This is a genomic window from Streptomyces asiaticus, from assembly GCF_018138715.1.
GTDB classification, from domain to species: domain Bacteria; phylum Actinomycetota; class Actinomycetes; order Streptomycetales; family Streptomycetaceae; genus Streptomyces; species Streptomyces asiaticus.
The window spans coordinates 6,243,602-6,264,358 of the sequence record NZ_JAGSHX010000006.1 but is presented as its reverse complement, the minus strand read 5'-3'; the positions used below and the strand labels follow the sequence as shown (position 1 = coordinate 6,264,358).

Annotated in this window: 17 protein-coding genes and 1 pseudogene; 11 read left to right on the top strand and 7 right to left on the bottom strand. The window is 71.4% G+C overall.

From position 1 onward, the window contains the following. Window positions 1-332: 332 nt before the first annotated feature. The gene (locus KHP12_RS34370; protein ID WP_086886125.1) at window positions 333-1,139 is read left to right on the top strand and encodes a polysaccharide lyase family 7 protein; all 807 of its coding nucleotides are present in this window, start codon (window positions 333-335) and stop codon (window positions 1,137-1,139) included. Between the two features lie 56 nt (window positions 1,140-1,195). On the opposite strand, the gene KHP12_RS34365 is transcribed toward KHP12_RS34370, so the two are convergent. Together KHP12_RS34365 and KHP12_RS34360 are read right to left on the bottom strand one after the other, a co-directional pair. Next, window positions 1,196-2,566 carry a 6-phospho-beta-glucosidase gene (locus KHP12_RS34365; RefSeq protein WP_086886124.1) on the bottom strand — a complete coding sequence of 457 codons (1,371 nt, stop codon included), beginning with the start codon at window positions 2,564-2,566 and terminating at the stop codon, window positions 1,196-1,198. Then, window positions 2,563-3,348: a DeoR/GlpR family DNA-binding transcription regulator gene (locus KHP12_RS34360; protein ID WP_086886123.1), complete on the bottom strand. Its 786-nt coding sequence runs from the start codon at window positions 3,346-3,348 to the stop codon at window positions 2,563-2,565. The genes KHP12_RS34365 and KHP12_RS34360 overlap by 4 nt, the downstream gene beginning before the upstream one ends. A 100-nt stretch (window positions 3,349-3,448) precedes the next feature. On the opposite strand from KHP12_RS34360, the gene KHP12_RS34355 reads away from it, so the two are divergent. The 4 genes from KHP12_RS34355 (at window position 3,449) to KHP12_RS34340 (ending at window position 7,819) form a co-directional block, all read left to right on the top strand. Beyond that, window positions 3,449-4,438 (top strand): carbohydrate kinase family protein, encoded by a 990-nt coding sequence (locus KHP12_RS34355; RefSeq protein WP_086886122.1) that lies wholly within the window; start codon window positions 3,449-3,451, stop codon window positions 4,436-4,438. Between the two features lie 218 nt (window positions 4,439-4,656). Next, the gene (locus tag KHP12_RS34350; protein ID WP_086880183.1) at window positions 4,657-6,039 is read left to right on the top strand and encodes an extracellular solute-binding protein; all 1,383 of its coding nucleotides are present in this window, start codon (window positions 4,657-4,659) and stop codon (window positions 6,037-6,039) included. An 11-nt stretch (window positions 6,040-6,050) separates the two neighbouring features. Further along, a complete protein-coding gene (locus KHP12_RS34345) occupies window positions 6,051-7,001 on the top strand; it encodes a carbohydrate ABC transporter permease (RefSeq protein ID WP_037959409.1) in 951 nt (316 codons plus the stop codon). Then, entirely contained in the window at window positions 6,998-7,819 is an 822-nt protein-coding gene (locus tag KHP12_RS34340) for a carbohydrate ABC transporter permease (RefSeq protein ID WP_086880182.1), read from the top strand. Before KHP12_RS34345 ends, KHP12_RS34340 begins: the two co-directional genes overlap by 4 nt. A 58-nt stretch (window positions 7,820-7,877) precedes the next feature. Here KHP12_RS34340 and KHP12_RS34335 read toward each other — a convergent pair whose 3' ends face one another. Beyond that, complete coding sequence (locus KHP12_RS34335; protein ID WP_086880181.1) at window positions 7,878-8,321, bottom strand: protein-tyrosine phosphatase family protein; 444 nt, start codon at window positions 8,319-8,321, stop codon at window positions 7,878-7,880. A gap of 169 nt (window positions 8,322-8,490) precedes the next feature. Between KHP12_RS34335 and KHP12_RS34330 the strand changes: the two genes are divergently transcribed. From KHP12_RS34330 to KHP12_RS34315, 4 genes are all read left to right on the top strand, one after another. Then, window positions 8,491-9,609 (top strand): hypothetical protein, encoded by a 1,119-nt coding sequence (locus KHP12_RS34330; RefSeq protein WP_246648767.1) that lies wholly within the window; start codon window positions 8,491-8,493, stop codon window positions 9,607-9,609. Between the two features lie 51 nt (window positions 9,610-9,660). Then, complete coding sequence (locus tag KHP12_RS34325; RefSeq protein ID WP_308289524.1) at window positions 9,661-10,164, top strand: MarR family winged helix-turn-helix transcriptional regulator; 504 nt, start codon at window positions 9,661-9,663, stop codon at window positions 10,162-10,164. A 923-nt stretch (window positions 10,165-11,087) separates the two neighbouring features. Then, the gene (locus KHP12_RS53510; protein WP_372455319.1) at window positions 11,088-11,303 is read left to right on the top strand and encodes an aromatic-ring hydroxylase C-terminal domain-containing protein; all 216 of its coding nucleotides are present in this window, start codon (window positions 11,088-11,090) and stop codon (window positions 11,301-11,303) included. 86 nt (window positions 11,304-11,389) lie between these two features. Continuing rightward, complete coding sequence (locus KHP12_RS34315) at window positions 11,390-13,540, top strand: MMPL family transporter (RefSeq protein ID WP_211834035.1); 2,151 nt, start codon at window positions 11,390-11,392, stop codon at window positions 13,538-13,540. A gap of 464 nt (window positions 13,541-14,004) precedes the next feature. Here KHP12_RS34315 and KHP12_RS34310 read toward each other — a convergent pair whose 3' ends face one another. The 4 genes and pseudogenes from KHP12_RS34310 to KHP12_RS34295 form a co-directional block, all read right to left on the bottom strand. Then, a complete protein-coding gene (locus tag KHP12_RS34310) occupies window positions 14,005-15,408 on the bottom strand; it encodes a HAMP domain-containing sensor histidine kinase (RefSeq protein WP_086880177.1) in 1,404 nt (467 codons plus the stop codon). After that, complete coding sequence (locus KHP12_RS34305; protein WP_086880176.1) at window positions 15,405-16,097, bottom strand: response regulator transcription factor; 693 nt, start codon at window positions 16,095-16,097, stop codon at window positions 15,405-15,407. The genes KHP12_RS34310 and KHP12_RS34305 overlap by 4 nt, the downstream gene beginning before the upstream one ends. Before the next feature lie 84 nt (window positions 16,098-16,181). Continuing rightward, window positions 16,182-16,622 (bottom strand): annotated as a pseudogene (locus KHP12_RS34300) (helix-turn-helix domain-containing protein); the annotation flags it as partial. Beyond that, window positions 16,571-17,098 (bottom strand): transposase, encoded by a 528-nt coding sequence (locus tag KHP12_RS34295; RefSeq protein ID WP_211834032.1) that lies wholly within the window; start codon window positions 17,096-17,098, stop codon window positions 16,571-16,573. The gene KHP12_RS34295 and the pseudogene KHP12_RS34300, both read right to left, overlap by 52 nt. 27 nt (window positions 17,099-17,125) lie before the next feature. On the opposite strand from KHP12_RS34295, the gene KHP12_RS34290 reads away from it, so the two are divergent. Further along, the gene (locus tag KHP12_RS34290; protein ID WP_211834031.1) at window positions 17,126-17,401 is read left to right on the top strand and encodes an SDR family oxidoreductase; all 276 of its coding nucleotides are present in this window, start codon (window positions 17,126-17,128) and stop codon (window positions 17,399-17,401) included. Window positions 17,402-17,461: 60 nt separating this feature from the next. Then, window positions 17,462-20,683: an ATP-binding protein gene (locus KHP12_RS34285; RefSeq protein ID WP_086880173.1), complete on the top strand. Its 3,222-nt coding sequence runs from the start codon at window positions 17,462-17,464 to the stop codon at window positions 20,681-20,683. Window positions 20,684-20,757: the final 74 nt, after the last annotated feature.

Here is a 20,757-nt window from a genome sequence, read left to right as displayed (position 1 = left end):
GGGCTTCAGTCCTTTGATGACAGTTGGTGACGACAGTTGGTGGAATCGCCACGCGGAACATAGCGCACGGCGTGACCGAGTGACACCTGGTTTTGCGAGGTGGCGCGAAAGACCGCCACCGCACCCGCGCTGTCCGCCGCTTGACAGGGCCTCAGCCGCCCGCCGTCGCCGCCGGCACCCCACCGAACCCGCCCGGAGGATTGACGCGGACACACCACGACCCTACCGTCTCGTCACATCTCAGCGTTCACAAGGAAACACCAACTTCATATACATGGACCGCGGTCCATACCAGCGGGTCCCTACCAACCCCCCACGGGAAGGCAATTCCCATGCGCATCCGTACGCTGCTCACCGCGCTGGCGGCCGTGACCACCGTCATCGGTGGCCTGGCCCTCGCGGGCCCCGCCGGCGCCTCCCCCACGGCCACCTCCCCCACAGCCACCTTCGCCGACCCGTCGAAGGCGCCGGGCGGCAACTTCGACCTCTCGGTGTGGCAACTCCAGGAGCCGGTCGGCTCCCCGGGCAAGCCGACGACCATCCCCTCGTCCAGGCTCCAGGGGGCGAGCGGATTCCAGGACGACTACTTCGCCACCGACAAGCGCGACGGGGCGATGACGTTCTGGGCGCCCGAAAAGGGCGTCACCACCCCGAACTCCCACTACGCCCGCTCCGAACTGCGCGAGATGAACCGCAACGGCGGCGCCGCGGACTGGTCGCTCGGCGGCTCGCACAAGCTTCAGGCGACGCTGCGCGTGGTGTCGGTGACGAAGAACGTCTGCGTCGGCCAGATCCACCTCGGCTCGGGCGGCTCCTCCACGAAGCCGCTGGTGGAGCTGTACTACCGCGCCAACGGCGACATCGTCCTCGGCACCGAGAACTCCCCCGACGGCGGCCAGACCCTGCACAACGTGGCCCATGTGTCGGTCGGCAAGACCTGGAACTACACGATCGGCGTCTCCGGCGGCGACACCATCGACCTGACGGTCAACGGCAGCACGACGCACTACGACATCCCGTCGTCCTTCTTCCCGTACAAGCAGTACTTCAAGGCGGGCTCCTACAACCAGTCGTCCTCCGACAGCACGACGAACGGAGCACGCGTCGGCTTCTACGGGCTGACCGTCTCCCACGGCTGAGCCCGCAAGGCCCGGCGGCCAAGGGGGCCGCCGGGCCTTGTCGCCGCTCATCGCCGCTAGGACGTCTTGCCGCCGAAGACCTCGGCCACTTCGGGGATGCGGTCGATGTAGCCGTCGAGCAGCTTGCGGCCGACGGTCACCGAGTCGACCAGCGGGTGCAGGGAGAACGCCTTGGCGGCATCGGTCCGGGAGCCGGTGACAGCGGCGCTGATGGTGAGCCGCTCGACCGCCTTGACCTGCTGCATCAGACCGGTCTGATGGAGATCGGGCTGGGTGATGGTGAGCGGGTGGACGCCGTTGGCATCGACCGTCACGGGCACCTCGACGACGGCGTCGCGGGGGAGCCCGGAGACGGTGGTTCCGTTGCGCACGTTGAGGATCATCGTGGCGCGCTCATTGCGGCTGATCGCGGCCATCACCGAGAGGGCGACCCCGGCGTACCCCTGGTGCGCGGGGTCCGGCCGGAAGTCCTCGTCCGGTTGGGCCTCTCCCTGGACGGCGCCCTTGGCCTCGGCCATGTAGTTGGCGCTGCGGTCGGCGATGGTCTTCCGCCACAGCGACACGGCCGCGCCCCCGGCGGCCTCCGTCACCCGCTGGTAGAACTCCCGCTGCTGGCGGGCGAGGAACTCACCGCGGGTCTGCGGAGCGTCGAGGATGGACCGTACGGCCTCCCGGTTGAAGTAGTAGTAGTACAGATACTCGTTGGGGATCACGCCGAGGTCGCGCAGCCACTCGCGCCCGAAGACCACGCCCTCCTCCAGGTCGCCGAGGCGCCGCTCGTCGGCGAGCAGCCGGGGCAGGATGTCCTCGCCGTCGTGCAGCACGCGGCGCATCCAGCCGAGGTGGTTGAGACCGACGTAGTCGAACTGGGCCCGGGACGGGTCGAGGCCCAGGGTCGTGGCGATGCGGCGGCCCAGACCTGACGGCGTGTCGCAGATGCCGAGGACGCGGTCGCCGAGGACGCTCTGCATCGCTTCGGTGATCATGCCGGCCGGGTTGGTGAAGTTGATGACGTAGGCGTGCGGGGCCAGCCGCCGCACCCGGTGCGCGATGTCGAGCATGACGGGGATGGTGCGCAGCCCATAGGCCAGACCACCCGGGCCGGTGGTCTCCTGGCCGAGGACGTCGAGGTCGAGGGCGACCCGCTCGTCGCACATCCGCCCCGTCAGCCCGCCCACACGGATGGCGGCGAACACGAAGTCGCTGCCCTCCAGGGCGTCGTCGAGCGACGTGCTGACCGTCACCCTGGGCGCGTCGGCATGGCCGTCGGCGAACTGGGCGAGCACTTCGGCCATGGCCTTGAGCCGGGCCGGGTCGGTGTCGTACAGCCACACATCGTCGATACGGGGGGAGCCCTGATCGTGCAGCAGGGCCTGGTAGACGTAGGGCACGCGGAACCCGCCGCCGCCGAGGACGGTCAACTTCATGCGAGTATCACCTTTCCGTCCGCCTCGCGGCAGAGCTGGAGCGTGTTGGGGTCGGCACCGCTGGTGGTGATCAGGACGTCGAGGTCGGAGAGCGAGCACACGCGCAGCGATCCGGTGCCGGGGAACTTGGTCTCGGCGGCGACCAGGACGACCTTCCCGGCCGTCTCGATCATGGCCTGTTTCAGGGGGGCCTCGACGGCCATGTTGTCCACCACATGACCGTTGGGCCGTACTCCGGTGCAGCTCAGGAAGAGCAGGTCGGCGCTGACCTGGCGGAGTGCCTGCTCGGTCAGGGAGCCGACCAGGGACTGGTAGTTGCGGCGCAGCACCCCACCGAGCATCACCAGCCGCACGGCGTCGTCGTCGCGGAGTTCGTCGAGCACCGGCAGGCTGCTGGTGATGACGGTGACGGAACGGCCCCGCAGCCGGCGAGCGATGGCCAGGGGGGTGGTTCCGATATCGAGGACGATCACGCTGTCGTCCTCGATCAGCTTCACGGCCTCCTCGGCCATCGCGTCCTTCAGCGCCTCGTCGCGCGAGATGACCACGTCGAACGGAATCTCTTTCTCCGTGTCCGCGCCGGCGGCTTCCGCGGCGCCGCGCAGTGACAGGGCCGCTCCGCCGTAGGTGCGGACCAGCTCGCCGTTGCGGTCGAGGAGGGTCAGGTCCCGGCGAATCGTGGACTCGCTGACCTGGAGGTTCTCAGCGAGCTCGCGTACCGAGGCCACTCCGGTCGACCGGAGTGACTCGACGATCTTCGCATGTCGTTTGCGTGAAGTCACGCATTGACCCTAGCACCACATGACTGAAGTCAGTCATGAAGATAAGAGATGTTCTTGTTGCTGATCGACTCTTGTCATTCCGTAGCGGCGGTGCTCATAGTTGAGCACTTCACCGTGGTCGCACCGGAAAGAGGCGGTCTCCGTGCTCGACGTGCTCTTCGCCGGCGAGGTCTTCTGCGACCTCGTCCTCGGCGGCATCCCCCATCTGCCCACCCCGGGAACCGAGGTGTACGCCGACCGGTTCGCCGTCTCCCCCGGGGGAACCGCGACCCGCGCCGTCGCCACCGCCCGCCTCGGACTGCGGACCGGGATCCTGGGGGTGATCGGCACCGACCTCTTCGGCGAGCACCTCGCCGCCCGGCTCGCGGCCGAGCAGAACCTGGATCCGACCTGGCTGCGCCGCGATCCCGCCGTGCACACCCCGGTCACGGTCGCGGTGACCCAGGAACACGACCGCGCCTTCCTCACCTACGAGGAGAAGGGGGCCCTGCGCCCCGAGGTGTGGGAGGGCGAGCTGCCCGCCGTCCGCTTCCTCCAGCTCGGGATCGGACGGCCGCTGCCCGCCTGGGCGGCCGAGTTCCGCGCCCGCGGCACCCGGGTGGTGGGCGGCGTCGGCTGGGACCCCACCGGCCAGTGGTCACGGGAGCTGCTCACCCGGCTCGCCGAGGTCGACGTGTTCATCTGCAACGCCGTCGAGGCGACGAGCTACACCCGCACCGGCACGGTCGAGCAGGCCGTGAAGGTCCTCGCCGACCATGTGCCCGACGTCGTCGTGACCGATGGCGGAAACGGCGCGGTCGCGGTGGACGGCGCCACCGGTGAGCTGGTCCGGGTCGCCGTACCCCGGGTGCCGGCCGTCGATCCCACCGGCGCCGGTGATGTGTTCACCGCGGGACTGATCACCGGCCTGAACCACGACTGGCCCCTCACCACCCGGCTCCGCTTCGCCGGACTGTGCGCCGCCCTGTCGGTGCAGAGCCTGGGCGGCGCGAACAGCGCACCGCAGTGGGAGGCGATCGACGCCTTCCTCGAACGCACCCCCCGGATCCCGGACGCGGACCTCATCCGCATCCGTGCGATCAAGCCCTAGCTCCCGCGCCCCGGCCCGGGCCTCGCTCCCACGACCCGGCTCAGGCCGGACGACCGCGCCCCGCCACATCCGACAGCCACCGCCGCATCCGACAGCCACCGCCCCAGCCCCGGGCGGCCGCACTCCCAGCCCCGGGCGGCCACACCCTCAGCCCCGTACGGCCGCACCCCCGGCACCCACCGCACCCCCAGCACCCCCAGCACCAGGAGGACCACCCCATGGCCGAGAGAACCCCACGACGCCCCCGTCGGCGCCTCATAGCCGCGGCGGCGCTCGCCACCGGTGTCCTGACCGGTGTCGCGGCCTGCTCCCCCGGCCCGAGCGGCGGATCGGCCACCAGCGCCAAGACCTCCGGCCCGGTCTCCACCGACCCCGCCAAGGCCGGGAAGGTCACCCTCACCGTGTGGGACCAGAACACCGACCCGGGCGCCAACGTCTCCACCGAGGCGCTCAACAAGGCGTTCATGGCGAAGTACCCGAACGTCACCATCAAGCGCGTCTCCCGGTCCTTCGCCGACCTCAAGACCACCCTGAAACTCGCGCTGTCCTCCGCCAACCCGCCCGACGTCGTCCAGGCGAACCAGGGCTACCCCGACATGGGCGCCTTCGTGAAGGGCAAGCTGCTCCAGCCGGTGGACCGCTACGCCAAGGCCTACGGCTGGGACTCCTCCTTCCCGTCCCAGCTGCTCGACCTCAACCGCTTCTCCCCCGACGGCAAGACCTGGAAGACCGGCAATCTGTACGGCGTCTCGCAGACCGGTGAGATCATCGGCGTCTACTACAACAAGGCCAAGCTGAAGTCGCTCGGCCTGTCCGTGCCCACCACGCTCGGCGGCTTCGAGACCGCACTGGCCAAGGCCAAGGCGTCGGGCCTGCAACCCCTTTCCTACGGCGACGCCGACAAGAGCCCCGGCATCCACATCTTCGGCGTCATCCAGGCCCTCGCCGCCGGCAAGCCCGAGGTCCGCAAGCTCGTCTTCGACGAGGGCGACGCCAAGTGGACGGACTCCGGCACCCTCAAGGCCGCGACCACGCTGCGCCGCTGGGCCGACAAGGGGTATCTGGGCTCCGGCTTCAACGGCAAGAGCAAGGACCAGGCCGTTGACTCCTTCGGCCGGGGCAAGTCCCTGTTCCTCCTGGAAGGCACCTGGCAGTCGGCCGTCCTCGCCCCGAAGATGAAGCAGAACGTCGGCTTCACCGCGCTCAGCCCCGCCGCCGGGCAGCCCCCGCTCACCCAGGGCGGCGAGGGCCTCGCATGGTCCGTGACCTCCAAGTCCAAGCACCCGGACGTCGCCGGCGCGTACATCGACTTCCTCGTCAACAAGAACGGCATGAAGGTCGCCGCCTCCCACGGGAACCTGCCCGCCCTTCCCCCGGCCGACTACAAGCCGACGCCCGGCACCGTCGACGAGGACATCCTCACGCGGTGGAAGGCCGTGAGCGAGAAGGACGGACTGCTGCCCTACCTCGACTACACCACCCCGACCTTCTACGACACCCTCACCGCCGCCGTCCAGGAGCTGACCGCCGGACACCTCACCCCCAAGGCGTTCACCACTCGGCTCCAGTCCGACTACTCCTCCTTCCAGAACAGCAGGTAGACCCCCACCTCATGGCCGCCACCGCACACCGCCCGACGGCACGCAAGCGTCCGGCCGGCGCCCCCACCCGGGAGCCGGTCCGGCGCCGCGGCCGCGTCATCCAGTGGAAGGGCTACCTCTACGCCCTTCCCGCCCTGACCGTCCTCACCGTCTTCCTGCTGGTCCCGCTCGGCCAGCTGGTGCAGATCTCCCTCTTCCACTGGGACGGAATCTCCGTCTCCACCTGGGCCGGGTTCGACAACTACACCGAGATCGCCCGCGACCCGCAGCTGCGCGCGGGCTTCCTCCACTCCTTCGTCCTGATCCTGTTCTTCTCCGTCATCCCGATCGCGCTCGCCCTGGTGCTCGCCGCGGTCACCACACGGGCCGGCCGGCTGCGCGGCGTCTCCGTCTTCCGCGCGATGATCTTCCTGCCCCAGGTGGTCGCCATGGTCGTGACCGCCACCGCCTGGACGGCGATCTACGCTCCCGACGGCGTGCTCAACACCGCGCTGCGCGCCATCGGTCTCGAGACGGTGGCCCGCCCCTGGCTCGGCGACTTCTCCACCGCCCTGCCCGCCGTCGGACTCATCGGCACCTGGCTGGAGATCGGCCTGTGTCTGGTGCTGTTCATCGCCGGCATCGGGCAGATCCCGGCGGAGCTGTACGAGGCGGCGAAGCTGGACGGGGCGGGCCCGGTGCGGGAGTTCTTCGCCGTCACCCTGCCCGGGCTGCGCGGGCAGATCACCGTCGCGCTCACCCTCACCGTGATCGCCGCCCTGCGCACCTTCGACCTGGTGTACGTCGCCACCCACGGCGGCCCGGGCAACGCCACCAGCCTGCCCGCCTACGAGGTCTACAACCGGGCCTTCGGCACCGGCCAGGTCGGCTCGGCCTGCGCCATCGCCGTCACCCTGACCGCGGTGATCCTCCTTCTCACCTTCCTGATCACCAAGGTCCAGCCACAGGAGGACGAGACGTGATCTCAGGCCGCGAACGGGCGTTCAACTACGCCATCCTCACCCTCTTCGCCGCGCTGGCCCTGCTGCCGCTGATCGGCGTGGTGTCCTCCGCGCTGACCCCCGCCGCGGAGTCCGGGCCCTCCTTCACCTGGCCTCACCACCTGGACCTCGGCAACTTCTCCACCGCCTGGCGCCAGGGCCACTTCGCCACGTATCTGACCTCCAGCCTGCTGGTCGCGTTGTCGGTGGTGTTGCTGACGGCCGTCCTGGCGATCCTGGCGGGCTTCTCCTTCGCGCACTTCGACTACCCCGGCCGGTCAGTCCTCTTCTACGTCACCCTCATCGGGCTGATGGTGCCGCCCGAGGCGTTCGTCATCCCGCTCTACTTCAACCTGCGCGACACCGGACTCACCGACTCCTACTGGTCGCTGATCCTCCCGCAGACCGCCCAGTCCCTCGCCTTCGGTGTCTTCTGGATGCGCAACTTCTTCCGCTCGGTACCGGTCAGCGTCATCGAGGCGGCGCGCCTGGACGGGGCGTCCGACTGGCGGCTGCTGTGGCGGATCCTGGTGCCCACCAGCCGTCCGGCGCTGCTGACGATGGCGATGCTGGTGTTCATGTGGACCTGGAACGAGTTCCTGCTCCCGCTGGTCATGATCACCGACGAGAGCAAGCGCACCGCGCCGCTCGGCCTGGCCTTCTTCCAGAGCGAGCACACCACCCAGTACTCCGTGCTGGCGGCCGCGTCCATCATCGTCGCCCTGCCGGTCGTCGCCTCGTATGTCTTCCTCCAGCGGCACTTCATCTCCGGGATGCTCTCCGGCGCGGTGAAGGGCTGAACAGACCATTGAACCGAACGGGAGAACGGGGGCCACCGCGGCCGGAGGCGTCTCTACGTCAGCCGGCCGGAAAGCGAGCCACCCAACGCCGCTGCCACGGTGTCTCGACGGCCCGGGGGTGATGGTGGGTGCGCACCCAGGCCACGGCGTCGGCGGGGGCCACCCCCGCCAGAACGGCCAGGCAGGCGATGACGGTCCCGGTCCGGCCGACGCCACCCCCGCAGGCGACCTCCACGGGCGTGCCCGCACGGGCCCGCTGGTGCAGCGCGCGGATCTGCCGTACGGCCAGGTCGCGGTCGCGGGGCAGCAGAAAGTCGGGCCACTCGACCCACGCGCGCTCCCACCCCAGCTCCCCGTCATGCCGCTCGCGCAACCGGCGGGACCCCAGATACAGCCCGAACCCGGGCAGCGGCCCCTCCGGCCGCGGATGCCGCAGACCGCGCCCCCGGACCCATGAGCCGTCCGGCAGCCGCAGGGCACCCGCCAGCGGTGCGTCACTCATCGGTCCCCGCCCCCGATCCGAAGCGCCCGGCCACTGTCGGCACGGCATCGATGTCCTTGCACATCCGTTCACTCTGGCCGCGCTTCGCGCTTTCCGCAAAGGAGTTGAGCCGTGTGAGGATGTGGCGATGATGTGGCTGGGGAGACGCGGGAGGCGGACGGCCGGACTCATGGCGACCGCGGCGAGTGCGGCGCTGGCGCTGACCGCCTGCGGCCCGGGCGGCTCGGGCGGCGCGGGCGGCTCCGGCGGCTCCGGTGACGGGGACTCCGGGGACCGCGAGGCGACGTACAGACGCGTCATCGAGGACCCTCAGCCGCGCCCGGCCGATGTCATCGAGGCGGCCGGGGCACCCACCGATGTGGCCCGCGCGGACGACGGCTCACTGCTCCTGGCGTACGAGGCGAGCAACGTCGAGGACGACGAGGGGCCGGCCGCCACCGCCTGGCGCATCGTCGGCCCCGACGGCGATACGGTCGCCGAGCACGCGGAACACGCGGACGCGGAGGACGCGCCGCCCGCGTTCAAGGGGGTGCGCGGCGGCTTCGTGCGGGTGCCGCCGGGCGAGGGAGCCGAGGGAGCGTACGCCCTCGACGTACGCGGCAAGCGGCACAAGGCCGTCATCACCGAGACCCCGATGCGCACCCGCCCCGGCGACGTCCTGCTCGCCGAACTGGAGCCGACCCTCGTCTACCGCCCCGCCACCCGCACCGTGGCGCCACCGGCCGGAGCGCCGGACTACGCCATCCGCTTCGCCGTCGACGAACGGGGCACGGCCTGGAGCCTGGACCAGCCCCTGACCGACGCCCCCAACCGCGTCGTATGGCAGCGCGACGGTCACACCCTCGGCTCCAGAGCCGTCCCGAAGCCGTACACGGGAGGCGTCCTCGCCGCGCGGGGTGGCACCGCGGCGCTGTCCCTCACCCGGGGCGAGCGCGTGCGCGGCCTGTTGCTGACGACGGACCGCGGCGAGCACTGGCGGACGGTCCTCACCGGCGGAATCCCCTGGCAGGACCTGAAGCGCGGCCCGGAGTCCCTGGTCATGGAGTCGCTCGCGGACGGGCGGCTGCTCGTCGGCGAGGAGGGCGGCCGCTACTGGCTCGCCGACGACCGTGCCGACAACGCCTTCCACGAAGTGAAGACACCGGCGGCGTTCACGTCGTTGACCGTCGACGGCACGACGCTCTACGGCATCGCGGACGCGACGACGGCGACGTACGGCCTGGTGAAGGGCGAAGGGCTATGGATCTCCCGCGACGGTGGACGCGAGTGGCACCGCCACGGCAGATGATCTGTCCACAAGAACATCTGTCACCTAGCACGTCCATGCTAGGTTACGCGGGTGAGCGCACCCGACGACGAGACCAAGAAGCCCCGCCGCGAGGGCGGTGACCTGGCCCTGGACACCGATCTGGGATGGGCGATCCGCCTGGTCGGCGCCGCGTTCCGCCGAGTCGCCACCGACTCCGTCGCCGACCTCCCCGGAGGCGCGCGCGGTTACCTCGTGCTGGTCGCCCTGGCGAGTGGCGAGCCGCCCTCGCAGCTCGCGCTGGCGAAGGAGGTCAGCCTGGACCGCACGGTGATGACGTACCTCCTCGACGACCTCGAAGCGCACGAACTGATCACGCGCAGGCCCGACCCGCGCGACCGCCGCGTACGCCAGGTCCTGCTCGCCGACACCGGACGCACCCGGCTCAAGCAGGTGCGCCGCGGCCTCGCCGCCGCTGAGGCCCGCCTCCTCACCGACCTCGGCGACCAGGACGCCGAGCAGTTGCGCACCCTCCTCGCCCGCGTCGCACAGACCGCCCAGCGAGAGTTGATCACGGCGGAAGAAGCCGAGTGCTGAAGCGTGCCGAAGCGTCCCCGCGCCGAATTCTTGGGCTGAACGGATGAACGGGAGTCACCGCATGAGCGCGGCGACTCCCGTTCCTATGTCGTCGCGGGCCAGAATGGGTCTGCCCGCGTAGTGCCCTGGTGGGGCGGGTGGGACTCGAACCCACGGCCGACGGATTATGAGTCTTTCGAGGATCTTGGCGGCCCTTGCCTGTCCACGCTCATTTTTGGCGCTTTCCCAGGTCAGAAGGGGTGAGCAGTGTCGGCGCCCCTTCGTCTTTGTTGGTCTGTTCCTATCCTTGCGTCCCGACTGCGTCCCGACACCGCCCCGGATGAACAGTCTCGGCGCACGCGGAGCCGGTCGCGCCAGCTCGCGAACGGGTGCAGAGGTCACTCGCAGCGGATTGGCCTTCCAACGCGCAGAGGCTCCATCCCGCTAGCGTCTATCGCCGCCAGGCGGACCGGCCTTCACTGCCGCCCTGCTTTCGCCCGGCCGGGGTGTGGGCGGGTCAGGCGCCTGTCCGTGGCCGGCCAGCCGGAGTGATCTGCGTAGTGGGGCGACGGGCGATGCGGTCGGCGATCTCGCGCCTGGCCCGGCGCCGGACAGGGCGGGACAGGGCCGGGGCGGCTTTCTCGATGTCTTCCCATGTCGCCGAGACGGCGTTCACGTTGTCGTCGGTGAGGCGGTCCCTGTCAGCCAGCATGATGTCGAGCTGGCGTCGTACCGTGGCGTAGCGAACGGCGGCTGCCCGATGCTGGGCAGACAGTTGCGGGTAGTTCCAGATCAGCTGCGCGGCGCTGAGTGCCGCTGCGGCGAGGCTGAGCTCGTCGGCACCCTGTGCCCGGACATGAAGTTGACGCTGGAGCGGCCCGGCCCGGACGTCGTCACCGCGGTGACCCGGTCGGCGGACCTGCTGCGTAAAGGGGCGTGGGCTCCTGCTCGAGCTCGTCGACCGCGCGGAGGTCCGCGACGCCGCGGCCGCGTGGACCGGACGGGTCAACACCGTCACCGCCCGCACGGACAGGGTGGACGTCGACGCGTTGCTGATCCGGCCCGACGGCTGTGTCGCCTGGGCCTTGCCTACCGGGCAGGACCTCGTCGCCACCACGCTGGTGCGTGCGCTGGGCACCTGGTCCGGCCAACCGGCCTGAGCACCGCATTAACCGTCGTCTCAGGTTCGCTCCGTATGAAGTAGGCATCCAGATAAGCGATGCAACCCGTATGTAGGAGGCTAGTGATGGCAGTCAACACAGCACCGTCCGGCGAAGCGCCGGCCGGTCGGTTGGCAGGCCGGTGGGTGCCGTGGTTGGTGATTGGCTTGTGGTTGGTGCTGGCGGCGGGCATGGTGCCGCTGAGTGGAAAGTTGAGCTCGGTCACCACCGACAGCGCCGTGGACACCCTGCCGGCCAGTGCCGAGTCCACCAAGGTGGCGGCGCTGGAGGACAGTCTCCCCGACGGTGACAGCAACACGTTCGTCTTCGTGTACCACCGCGCCGGCGGCATGACCGACGCCGACCGCGCGACGGTCGAGCGCCACTACAACACCCTCGCCAAGCGGTACCCGCCGAAGGCGACGGCGGCGGCCGGCGAGGACGACGAGGGCTCACCGACCAAACGCTCCACCGACGGCAAGGCGATGATGTTCTCCCTCGAGGTGAGCACGGCCTACGGCGAACCGGAGGCCCTCGTCGGCCCGTTACGTGACGCCACGAAGGACCGCCCCGCCGGCCTGGAACTCGACGTGACCGGCCCGGGCGCGATCGACGGCGACATGGACGCCGTCTTCGACGGCATCGACGTGCAGGTCCTCCTCACCACCATCGTCGTCGTCACGCTCCTGCTCATCCTCACCTACCGCAGCCCGGTGTTGTGGATCATCCCGCTGATGGCCGTTGGCGCGGCCGCACTGACCTCGATGGCGACCGTCTACCTGCTCGTCAAGGGCTTCGGCATCGTGGTCAACGACCAGAACTCGGCGCTGCTGACGATCCTGGTATTCGGCGTCGGCACGGACTACGCGCTGTTGCTCATCGCCCGGTATCGGGAGGCACTGCACCACCATGAGAACGTCCGGGTCGCGATGGTCCACGCGCTACGCAGCGCGGCGCCCGCCATCATCGCGTCCGCGGCCACCGTGGTCGCCGGCCTGCTCTGCCTGCTCGTCGCGGACCTGAACAGCACCAGCGGGTTGGGCCCGATCGGTGCGGCCGGCATCCTGTGCGCGCTGGTGGCCATGCTGACGCTGTTCCCGGCGGTGCTCGTGGTGCTCGGCAGGCGGATCTTCTGGCCGGCCATCCCGCGGTTCAGCACGGCCGTGGAGGAGAAGCCGGGGCTGTGGGGACGGCTCGGCACCGCCATCAGCCGCCGCCGGTGGGTGGCGGCACTCGGCTCGCTCGGAGTCCTCGGCGTGCTCGCCATCGGGCTGGCGGGCAACACCGGCGCCCTGCGGGAGCAGGACCAGTTCCAGTCCGCACCGGAGTCGGTCACCGGCTTCACCGTTCTCCGCCAGCACTTTCCGGAGCTCGGCGGCCAGCCGATGACGATCTTCACGCGGCCGGCGCACCAGGAGCGGGTGCTCGACATCGTCAAGGACACTCGCGGTGTGGCCCTGGCCATCCCGGAGCAGACCAGCCGCGGCTGGGCCAACATCTCCGTGTTCCCGACGGACGCGCCGGACACCGCCGCAGAGTACGACACGATCAAGCGGGTGCGCACCGCCGTGCACGCGGTGCGCGGGGCGGAGGCGATCGTCGGCGGGCCGAGTGCGGAGAACCTCGACACCGAGGTGACCACCAGCCGCGACGAGAAGCTGGTGATCCCGCTGGTGCTCGCCGTCGTCCTGATCATCCTCGGGCTGCTGCTGCGCGCGATCGTGGCCCCGCTGGTCCTGATGGCCACCGTGATCGTCTCATTCGCCGCAGCCTTCGGCGGCAGCGTGTTCGTCTTCGACACGATCCTCGGGTTCAAGGGCATCGACTCTTCGGCGCCGGTGATGGCATTCCTGTTCCTGGTGGCGCTCGGCGTCGACTACAACATCTTCCTGGCCAGCCGGGCCCGGGAGGAGACCGCGCGTCTCGGCACCAGAGAAGGCATGCTCAAAGCCCTCTCGGCCACCGGTGGCGTCATCACCTCGGCAGGCCTGGTCCTGGCGGCCACATTCGCGGTCCTCGCCACACTTCCGCTGGTAATGCTAGTCGAGGTCGGGTTCCTGGTCGCCTTCGGCGTGCTGCTCGACGCCCTGCTGGTGCGGTCGGTCCTGGTGCCCGCCCTCACCCTGCTGATCGGCCGGCGGATCTGGTGGCCGAGCCGGCTGTCCCGCCCAGCGGCGGAGCTGCCGGACGGTCAACAGCCGCTCGGCGACCACGAGGAGCCCGCGCTGCAACGGTGAACGCGGCGGCACGGACGAAATCCGGGACGGGGCCCCAGGCCCGTCCCGGATTTTTCTCATGGGCCCCACGGCCGCCGCCCTATGGTCCTGCGCCACGCGCCCGGGGCCGGGGCCGGCGCACCGCGGTGTCCTGCCCCGACGGTGAGCCGCGCGGGCCACTGCCCGACAGCCGCCGCCCTTTGGTCCTGCGCCACGCGCCGGGGCCGGCGCACCGCCGTGTCCTACCCCGTGGTGGACCGCTTGTCCCGCGCCGTGCGGCCGGGGCTGAGGTCGGCGCACCGCGGTCTCCTGCCCCGACGGTGAGCCGCGCGGGGCCACTGCCCGACAGCCGCCGCCCCTTGTCCTGCGCCACGCGGCCAGGGCCGGGGTCGGCGCACCGCGGTCTCCTGCCCCGACGGTGAGCCGCGCGGGCCATTGCCCGACGGCCGCCGCCCTTTGGTCCTGCGCCGTGCGGCCGGGGCGGGTCAGCGCACCGCGGCCGGAAGGTCGACCCGAAGCAGCGCGCCACCGCGTGCGGAGCGGGCGACGGTGGCCCGGCCGCCGTGGGCGTCGACGACCCGCTGCACGATCGACAGCCCCAGACCGGATCCCGGCAACGCCCGGGCGCTGTCGGCACGGTAGAAACGGTCGAACACCCGCGGTACGTCGGCGGCGTCGATGCCCGGCCCGGCGTCGTCGACCTCGAGCACCGCCGACGCGCCCTCGGCACGGAGCCGGACCTGAACCGGCTGGTCCGCGGGGGACCACTTGCCGGCGTTGTCGATGAGGTTGAGCACCGCCCGCTGGAGCGCAGCGGGACGCCCGCTCACCCACACGGAGGTCACCTCGAGCGCGAACTCGATGTCGGGCACGTGGGAACGCGCCCGGGTCGCGGCGGCCACCACCACGTCGGCGAGGTCGAGCAGCTCGGTGCTCTCGTCGCTGACGTCACCGCGCGCCAGGTCGGTCAGCTCGGCGGCAAGGGTGCTCAACTCGGCCACCTGGGCGCCGAGATCGTTGAGCAGCCGGGTCCGGCTCTCCGCCGGCAGTGCGCTGTCCAGGGTGCCGCGCCGATCGAGCCGGATCAGCAGCTCGACGTTGAGGCGCAGGCTGGTGAGCGGGGTCTTGAGCTCGTGGGCGGCATCCTCGGCGAGCAGCCGCTGGGCCCGCCGGGAATCCCGGAGCGCGGCGAGCATGTCGTTGATCGACTGAATCAGCCGCCGGATCTCCCCACCGCCCTCATCCGGGATGCCCGCGTCGAGATCCCGGGTGTGCGCGACACGTACCGCGGCGGCGGTCAGCCGGTCGATCGGCGCCAGCCCGGTCCGCGCCACGCCCCGCCCCACAAGGGCGCCGCCGGCCACGCAGAGCAGCCCGATCAGCAGCATGCCGAACCCGAACTGGTTGATCGGGCTGTCGTCGGCGACGTGGGCCACCTGGACCGCGCCGTCGCCCGCCCGCAGGGTGTAGATGACGTAGCCGTCCTCGTCGCTGTCCCTCGACTCCATCAGGTCGGCCGACGCGCCCTGCGCCACGCGCTCGGCGTCATCGCTGACCGGGGGCAGCGCGGGTTGGCCGGCCGGCGTCCGGGTCTTGCCGTCGGGCAGGATGACCCGCACCAGCCGACCGGATCCCGGATACGGCGGTAGCTGGAGCTGCGCCAGACCGGCGCGCTCCGCGTTCCTCGCCAGGACGCGGGAGTCGGCGCGCAGCTGATTCTCGGCACTGTCCTGCAGCTCCCAGCCCAGTAGCTGGCTGGCCACCTGGAAGGCCACGAACACGCTCAGCGCGATGGCCGTCGCCGCGATCACCGTCAGCCTGGCCCGCAGGGACCGCCGACGCCACCATCGGGTCAGCCGGCGCGGTTCCCGTCCCGCGTGCCTGCTCACGGAGGAGTCTCCCGCAGCACGTATCCCAGACCGCGCAACGTGTGAATCAATCGCGGCTCACCCTCGGCCTCCATCTTGCGGCGCAGGTAACTCACGTACACCTGGAGGTTGTTGGCGGTGGCGCTCATGTCGAAGCCCCAGATCGCCTCGAACAGCGCGTCGCGGGTCAAGACCCGGGTCGCGTTGCCCATGAGGACCTGTAAGAGGGAGAACTCGGTCCGGGTCAGGCGCAGCGGCCGCCCGCCCCGCCACGCCTCGAACCTGTCCGGATCGAGCCGGACGTCGGCGAACGACAGGATCTGCGACTCCTCGCCGGTCGGCGTGCGCCGACGCAGCAGGGCCCGCACCCGGGCCAGCAACTCCTCGGTGGCGAACGGCTTGGGCAGGTAGTCGTCGGCGCCCGCGTCCAGCCCGGTGACCCGGTCGGAGACCTGGTCACGGGCGGTCAGCATCAACACCGGCAGATCCCGACCCGCGGCCCGCAACCGCCGACAGGTCTCCAACCCGCCGAGACGAGGCATCATCACGTCGAGGATCAGCAGATCCAACCCGTCGCCACCGACCCCCACGACCCCGTCAAGCACGGCGAAACCATTGGCGACGGTGCTGGTGTCGTAACCCTCGACCTGGAGCACCCGCTCCAGCGACTCACGGATGGCCGCTTCATCATCCGCGATCATGATCCGCACGCCGGCCCGCCCCCTTCCAGTCGATGCTTTTGCCGCTCATCGTCCCCGATCAACCTGAGACCAGGCTTAAGGGCGTGCAGATCTTTAACATGCTTTCTTGATCTTGCTGTGGTTAAGGAACGTCGCGATGTCGGATGGTGTGCGAAAGCGAGCGGTGGAGGCGCTGATGGGGTGGTCGTGCGCTTCCAGGAGGGGGCGGACTTCCTGGCTCGCGCGGCTGATGGTTGGGGCGGTGACGCCGAAGAGTTGGGCGAGGAGGTCCATGGGGGCGATCTTGCGCAGGTGGAGCACGGTGACCAGGACTCGCTCGGCTGGGGTGAGTTTGGCTTTGGCACCTGTGCCGGGGGCCACCAGGCGTTCGCGACCGCGGCGCGCGCGCAGCACGTGCTCGCGTTGAAGTTCCATCGAGGGAGTCAGTGTGTCGATGAGGTCGCTGAGTTGCGGGCGGGTCATGCCGGTCAGCTCCGGGTCCTTCAGGGAATACGGCGTGAGTTGTTGTGATGTCTTCGTCGGCGCCTGGCGCGTTTGACGGAGGGGTTCATGCCGCAGGTGATCGAGAAGTGGGCGCCGGCCCGGCGGCAGGCGGCGATGACACCGGCGTTGTAGAACTGGGAGTCGGCGCACAGGATGCGCAGGCCGGTGCAGCCGGCCTCGTGGGCGGCGGCCAGGGCCTCGCTGACGAATTTCGGGGCGCCCCGGGAGTCGGCTGCTTTGCCGCGGCGCATCCGCACGGTGGCGATCACCGGCCGGGAGGTGGGGGTGCAGATCGTGGCGAGCAGGGGGTGCAGGGTGCGGATGCCCTTGAACCGGCCGTACTCGGCGCCCTGCTTGGTGCGGCCGTAGACGCGTTTGTCGGTGGAGTCGACGTCGATGAACGCCTTCTCGCTGGTGCCGGGCAGCAGCGGGGTGTGCGTGGCCAGTGCGCCGAGGAACCTACGGTGCACCGCGTGCAGTTGGAGGGCGTGACCGTGGGTGAAGGAGCGGAGGAAGGCCACTGACATCCTCACTGTCTGCCCAGCTCTTCCACTTTGTCCACAGGTCTCGAGCCCTTTCGGGCAGGTCGGTCAGGGAGCGTCAGTGGGCCGTCGGCCTACGACCCGCTGCGCGAGCAGGCCGCCGGCCACGCGGACCGCCCGGCGGAAGACCCGAAGGTCGCCGCCCAGGCTCTGCTCCGGGTGGTCGACGCGGCCGAGCCACCGGCGCGGATCATCTTCGGCACCGGCGGGGTGGAGTTCATCAGCGGGGTCTACGAGCGGCGTCTCTCCGACTGGCGCGCCGCCGCTCCGCTGTTCGCCGACCAGTAGTTCCCGGCCGCCCGGGCACTCGGTTGGGGGACGCGGGCGGTCGCGCGGGATAATCGAGGGATGGACGAGGCTGCGCGGCTGCGCGTCGACCTTCTGAGCGGGTTCGCGGTCTCCCGTGGTGGCGAGGCCCTGAGCGTTCCCGGTGCGCGGTTGCGGTGCCTGGCCGCCCGGCTGGCGCTGGCCGGCGGCCGGACCGTCGGCGCCGGCGTCCTGGTCGAGGCGATCTGGGGCGCCGAGCCGCCGGCCGAGCCCGTGCACGCTCTGCAGACGCTGGTGTGGCGGCTGCGGAAGGTCCTCGGCTCGGCCGACGCGGTCACGCAGGTGGCCGACGGGTACCGGCTGGCCGTCCGGGACGCCGACGTCGACGTGCTGCGGTTCGAACGGCAGGCCGCCGCTGGCCGCGAGTCCCTGCACGCCGGCGACCCGCGGGCCGCAGTGGACGTGCTGGGTGCGGCGGTCACGCTGCCCGGGCTCCGTCCCGGTGCCGAGCCGGCGCTGCTGGCCGCGGTGGCCCCGGCGGTGGCGGCCGGGCTGGCCCATGCGTCGGTGGACGCCGTCACCGATCTGGCCGAGGCCGAGATCGCGGTCGGGCACGCCGGCGCGGCCGCCGCCCGCCTGACCGCCCTGCTGGCCGGGCAACCGGTCCACGAGCGGGCGGTCGCGCTGCTCATGGACGCGTTCGCCGCCCAGGGCCGCACGGCCGAGGCCTTGGCCGTGTACGAGCGCTTCCGCGGCACCCTGGCCGAGGCGTTGGGCGCCGACCCCGGTTCCATGCTGCGTGACCGTCACCTGCGACTGCTCCGCGCGCAGCCGTCCGGCCCGGTGCCGGCCACCCCGGCCGAACGGCTCGGACCGGGCAATCTGCCGGCGCCGCTGACCAGTTTCATCGGCCGCGACGACGAGCTCGCCCGGATCGCCGCGCGCCTGCGGACCGGCCGCCTGATCACCGTGCTCGGTCCCGGTGGCGCCGGCAAGACCCGCCTCGCCGTCGAGGCCGCCCGCCGCCACCAGCGGGACTACCGCGACGGTGCGTGGCTGATCGATCTCGCCTCGATCGCCGAACCGGCCAAGATCGGCGCGACGGTGCTCGCGGGCATCGGATCGCGGTCCGGGACCCTGCTCGACCGCCGCGAGCATCGCGGTGCCGACGACGTCGACGTCCTCGTCGACCAGCTCGGCGGCCGGGAGATCCTGCTGGTCGTCGACAACTGCGAGCACCTCGTCGATGCCGCCTCCCACCTGCTCACGGCCCTGCTGACCCGCTGCTCCGGGCTGCGGGTGGTGGCGACGAGCCGCGAACCGCTGGCGGTCGACGGGGAGGCCCTGGTGCCGCTGGGTCCGCTCGCGCTGCCGACCGGTGACCTCGACATGGGCCGGGCCCGGGCGGTGCCGTCGGTGCGCCTGTTCACCGAGCGCGCGGCCGCGGTACGACCGGGATTCGACGTCGACCCGGCCACCTGGCCGGACATCCGGCGGGTGGTGTGCGACCTGGACGGGATGCCGCTGGCGCTCGAACTGGCCGCCGCGCGGCTGCGTACCCTCTCCCTGCCGGAGCTGGCCGACGGGCTGACCGACCGGTTCCGGTTGCTCACCACCGGCAACCGCACCGCGCTGCCCCGGCATCACTCGCTGAGCGCGGTCATCGCGTGGAGCTGGGACCTGCTGACCGAGGACGAGCGCACACTGGCCGAGCGGATCTCGGTGCTGCCCGGCGGCGTCACCCGTGCCTCGGCCACGGCGGTGTGCGCCGGCTCGTCGATACCGGCCGGTGCCGTCCCCGGCCTGCTCGCGGGCCTCGTCGACCGGTCGTTGCTGCAACTGGGACCGGCACCGGGCCGCTATCGCATGCTGGATACCATCCGCGAGTACGGCGCCGGGCGCCTCGCGGCCGGCGGCGACCTCGACGCCGTCCGCGACCGGGCCGCCGGCCATTTCGCTGAGCTGGTCGCCGGCCAGGACCCGGGCTTGCGCGGCCCTGGTCAGCTGGCGGCCATGGAGGCCATCGGGGCCGAGTACGACAACCTGCAGGCCGCCCTGCGCCACCTCTGCGCGACCGGCGACAGCACCGGCGCGGTCGGGCTGGCTCTGGCGCTGAGCTGGTACTGGCAGATGTCCGGCCGGCGCTCCGACGCCACGTACTGGCTGGGCGAGGCGCTGGCGACGCCGGGCGGGCCGGCCCCCGGCCGCGACCGCGCCCTCGTTGTCCACCTGTTCAGCCAGGCCGGCATCTGGTCACGGGTGCCGGGCGCGCCGGCCGGCGAGGAGCACCGGGCGATCCGTGAGCTGAGCGACCGGCTGCTCGCCGGCCCCGCGGTGCCGGGCCCGCAAGCCGCGCTGGTTCTGCTGCCGCTGGCCTTCCTCCGCGACGAGAAGGCGGTGACGGCGGTCGTCGAGGAGCTGACCGCCGGCGACGACGTATGGCTGTCCGGCTACGCCTACCTGCTACGCGCGCAGTTTCTCGAGAACGTCAGCCGGATCGGTCAGATGCGCAGCGATGTGGAAGTGGCCTTGGACTGCTTCCGGTGGGCGGGCGACCGGTGGAGCCAGGCCTGCGCGTTGTCGTTGCGGGCGCAGCTGCGTCTGTACGACGACCTCGACGGCGCGCTGGCCGACCTGCGCGAGTCCCGGTCACTGGCTGCGAACTTCGGATCGCCGACGCTGGGCGATCGGATGGACGTCGACCTGCGGTGGATCGAGCTGCATCTGCGCAGTGGCGACACCGACCGGGCCATCGCGACCATCGAGGCGGCCCGGGACCGAGCCGTGCGGGTGGCGTCGAGCTGGACGCTGGCCGTGCTCGACGTGCGCGAGGCCGGCATCCGGGTCCGGCGCGGCGAGCTGTCCCGGGCGGCGGAGCTGCTCGACGCCGTGCCGCCGGGACTGTCCGGCGTGACGGCGACCCCCGGTGACCTGGTGCGCGCGCTGGCCGGATGTGCCCGGGCCGGCCTGTGCCTGCGCCTGGGCGACGGTGCCGGTGCGGCGACGGCGTTGACCGGGGCCTTCGCGGCGGCCCGGCGGAGCGGGGACCTGCCGCTCCTGTCGGCGGTGACGGTGCACGCGGCGGAGCTGGCCGCCGCGCGCGGACGGCCGGGGGAGTCGGCGGTTCTGCTCGGCGCGGCCGCCGGGCTGCGTGGAACCGACGACGACACCGATCCGCTGATCCGCGAACTCGCCGCTCAGGTGCGGGCCGAGCTGGGCCGGGAGGAGTTCGCGGAGGCGTACGCGGAAGGTCGGGCGCTGGACCGGGACACCGCGGTCCGGCTCGGCGACCCGGGGTCGTAGCCCGCACCTCTCACGCGACACGCACACGCCGCTCACCGGGCCCGGCCGGGGCGCGGTCCCGTGCGAGCGCCGTG

Excerpts from the sequence above, each read along its gene's own strand:
- KHP12_RS34370 (WP_086886125.1), top strand. The coding sequence starts at position 333 with ATGCGCATCCGTACGCTGCTCACCGCGCTGGCGGCCGTGACCACCGTC.
- KHP12_RS34365 (WP_086886124.1), bottom strand. The coding sequence starts at position 2,566 with ATGAAGTTGACCGTCCTCGGCGGCGGCGGGTTCCGCGTGCCCTACGTC.
- KHP12_RS34350 (WP_086880183.1), top strand. The coding sequence starts at position 4,657 with ATGGCCGAGAGAACCCCACGACGCCCCCGTCGGCGCCTCATAGCCGCG.
- KHP12_RS34345 (WP_037959409.1), top strand. The coding sequence starts at position 6,051 with ATGGCCGCCACCGCACACCGCCCGACGGCACGCAAGCGTCCGGCCGGC.
- KHP12_RS34335 (WP_086880181.1), bottom strand. The coding sequence starts at position 8,321 with ATGAGTGACGCACCGCTGGCGGGTGCCCTGCGGCTGCCGGACGGCTCA.
- KHP12_RS34330 (WP_246648767.1), top strand. The coding sequence starts at position 8,491 with ATGGCGACCGCGGCGAGTGCGGCGCTGGCGCTGACCGCCTGCGGCCCG.
- KHP12_RS34315 (WP_211834035.1), top strand. The coding sequence starts at position 11,390 with ATGGCAGTCAACACAGCACCGTCCGGCGAAGCGCCGGCCGGTCGGTTG.
- KHP12_RS34295 (WP_211834032.1), bottom strand. The coding sequence starts at position 17,098 with ATGTCAGTGGCCTTCCTCCGCTCCTTCACCCACGGTCACGCCCTCCAA.
- KHP12_RS34285 (WP_086880173.1), top strand. The coding sequence starts at position 17,462 with ATGGACGAGGCTGCGCGGCTGCGCGTCGACCTTCTGAGCGGGTTCGCG.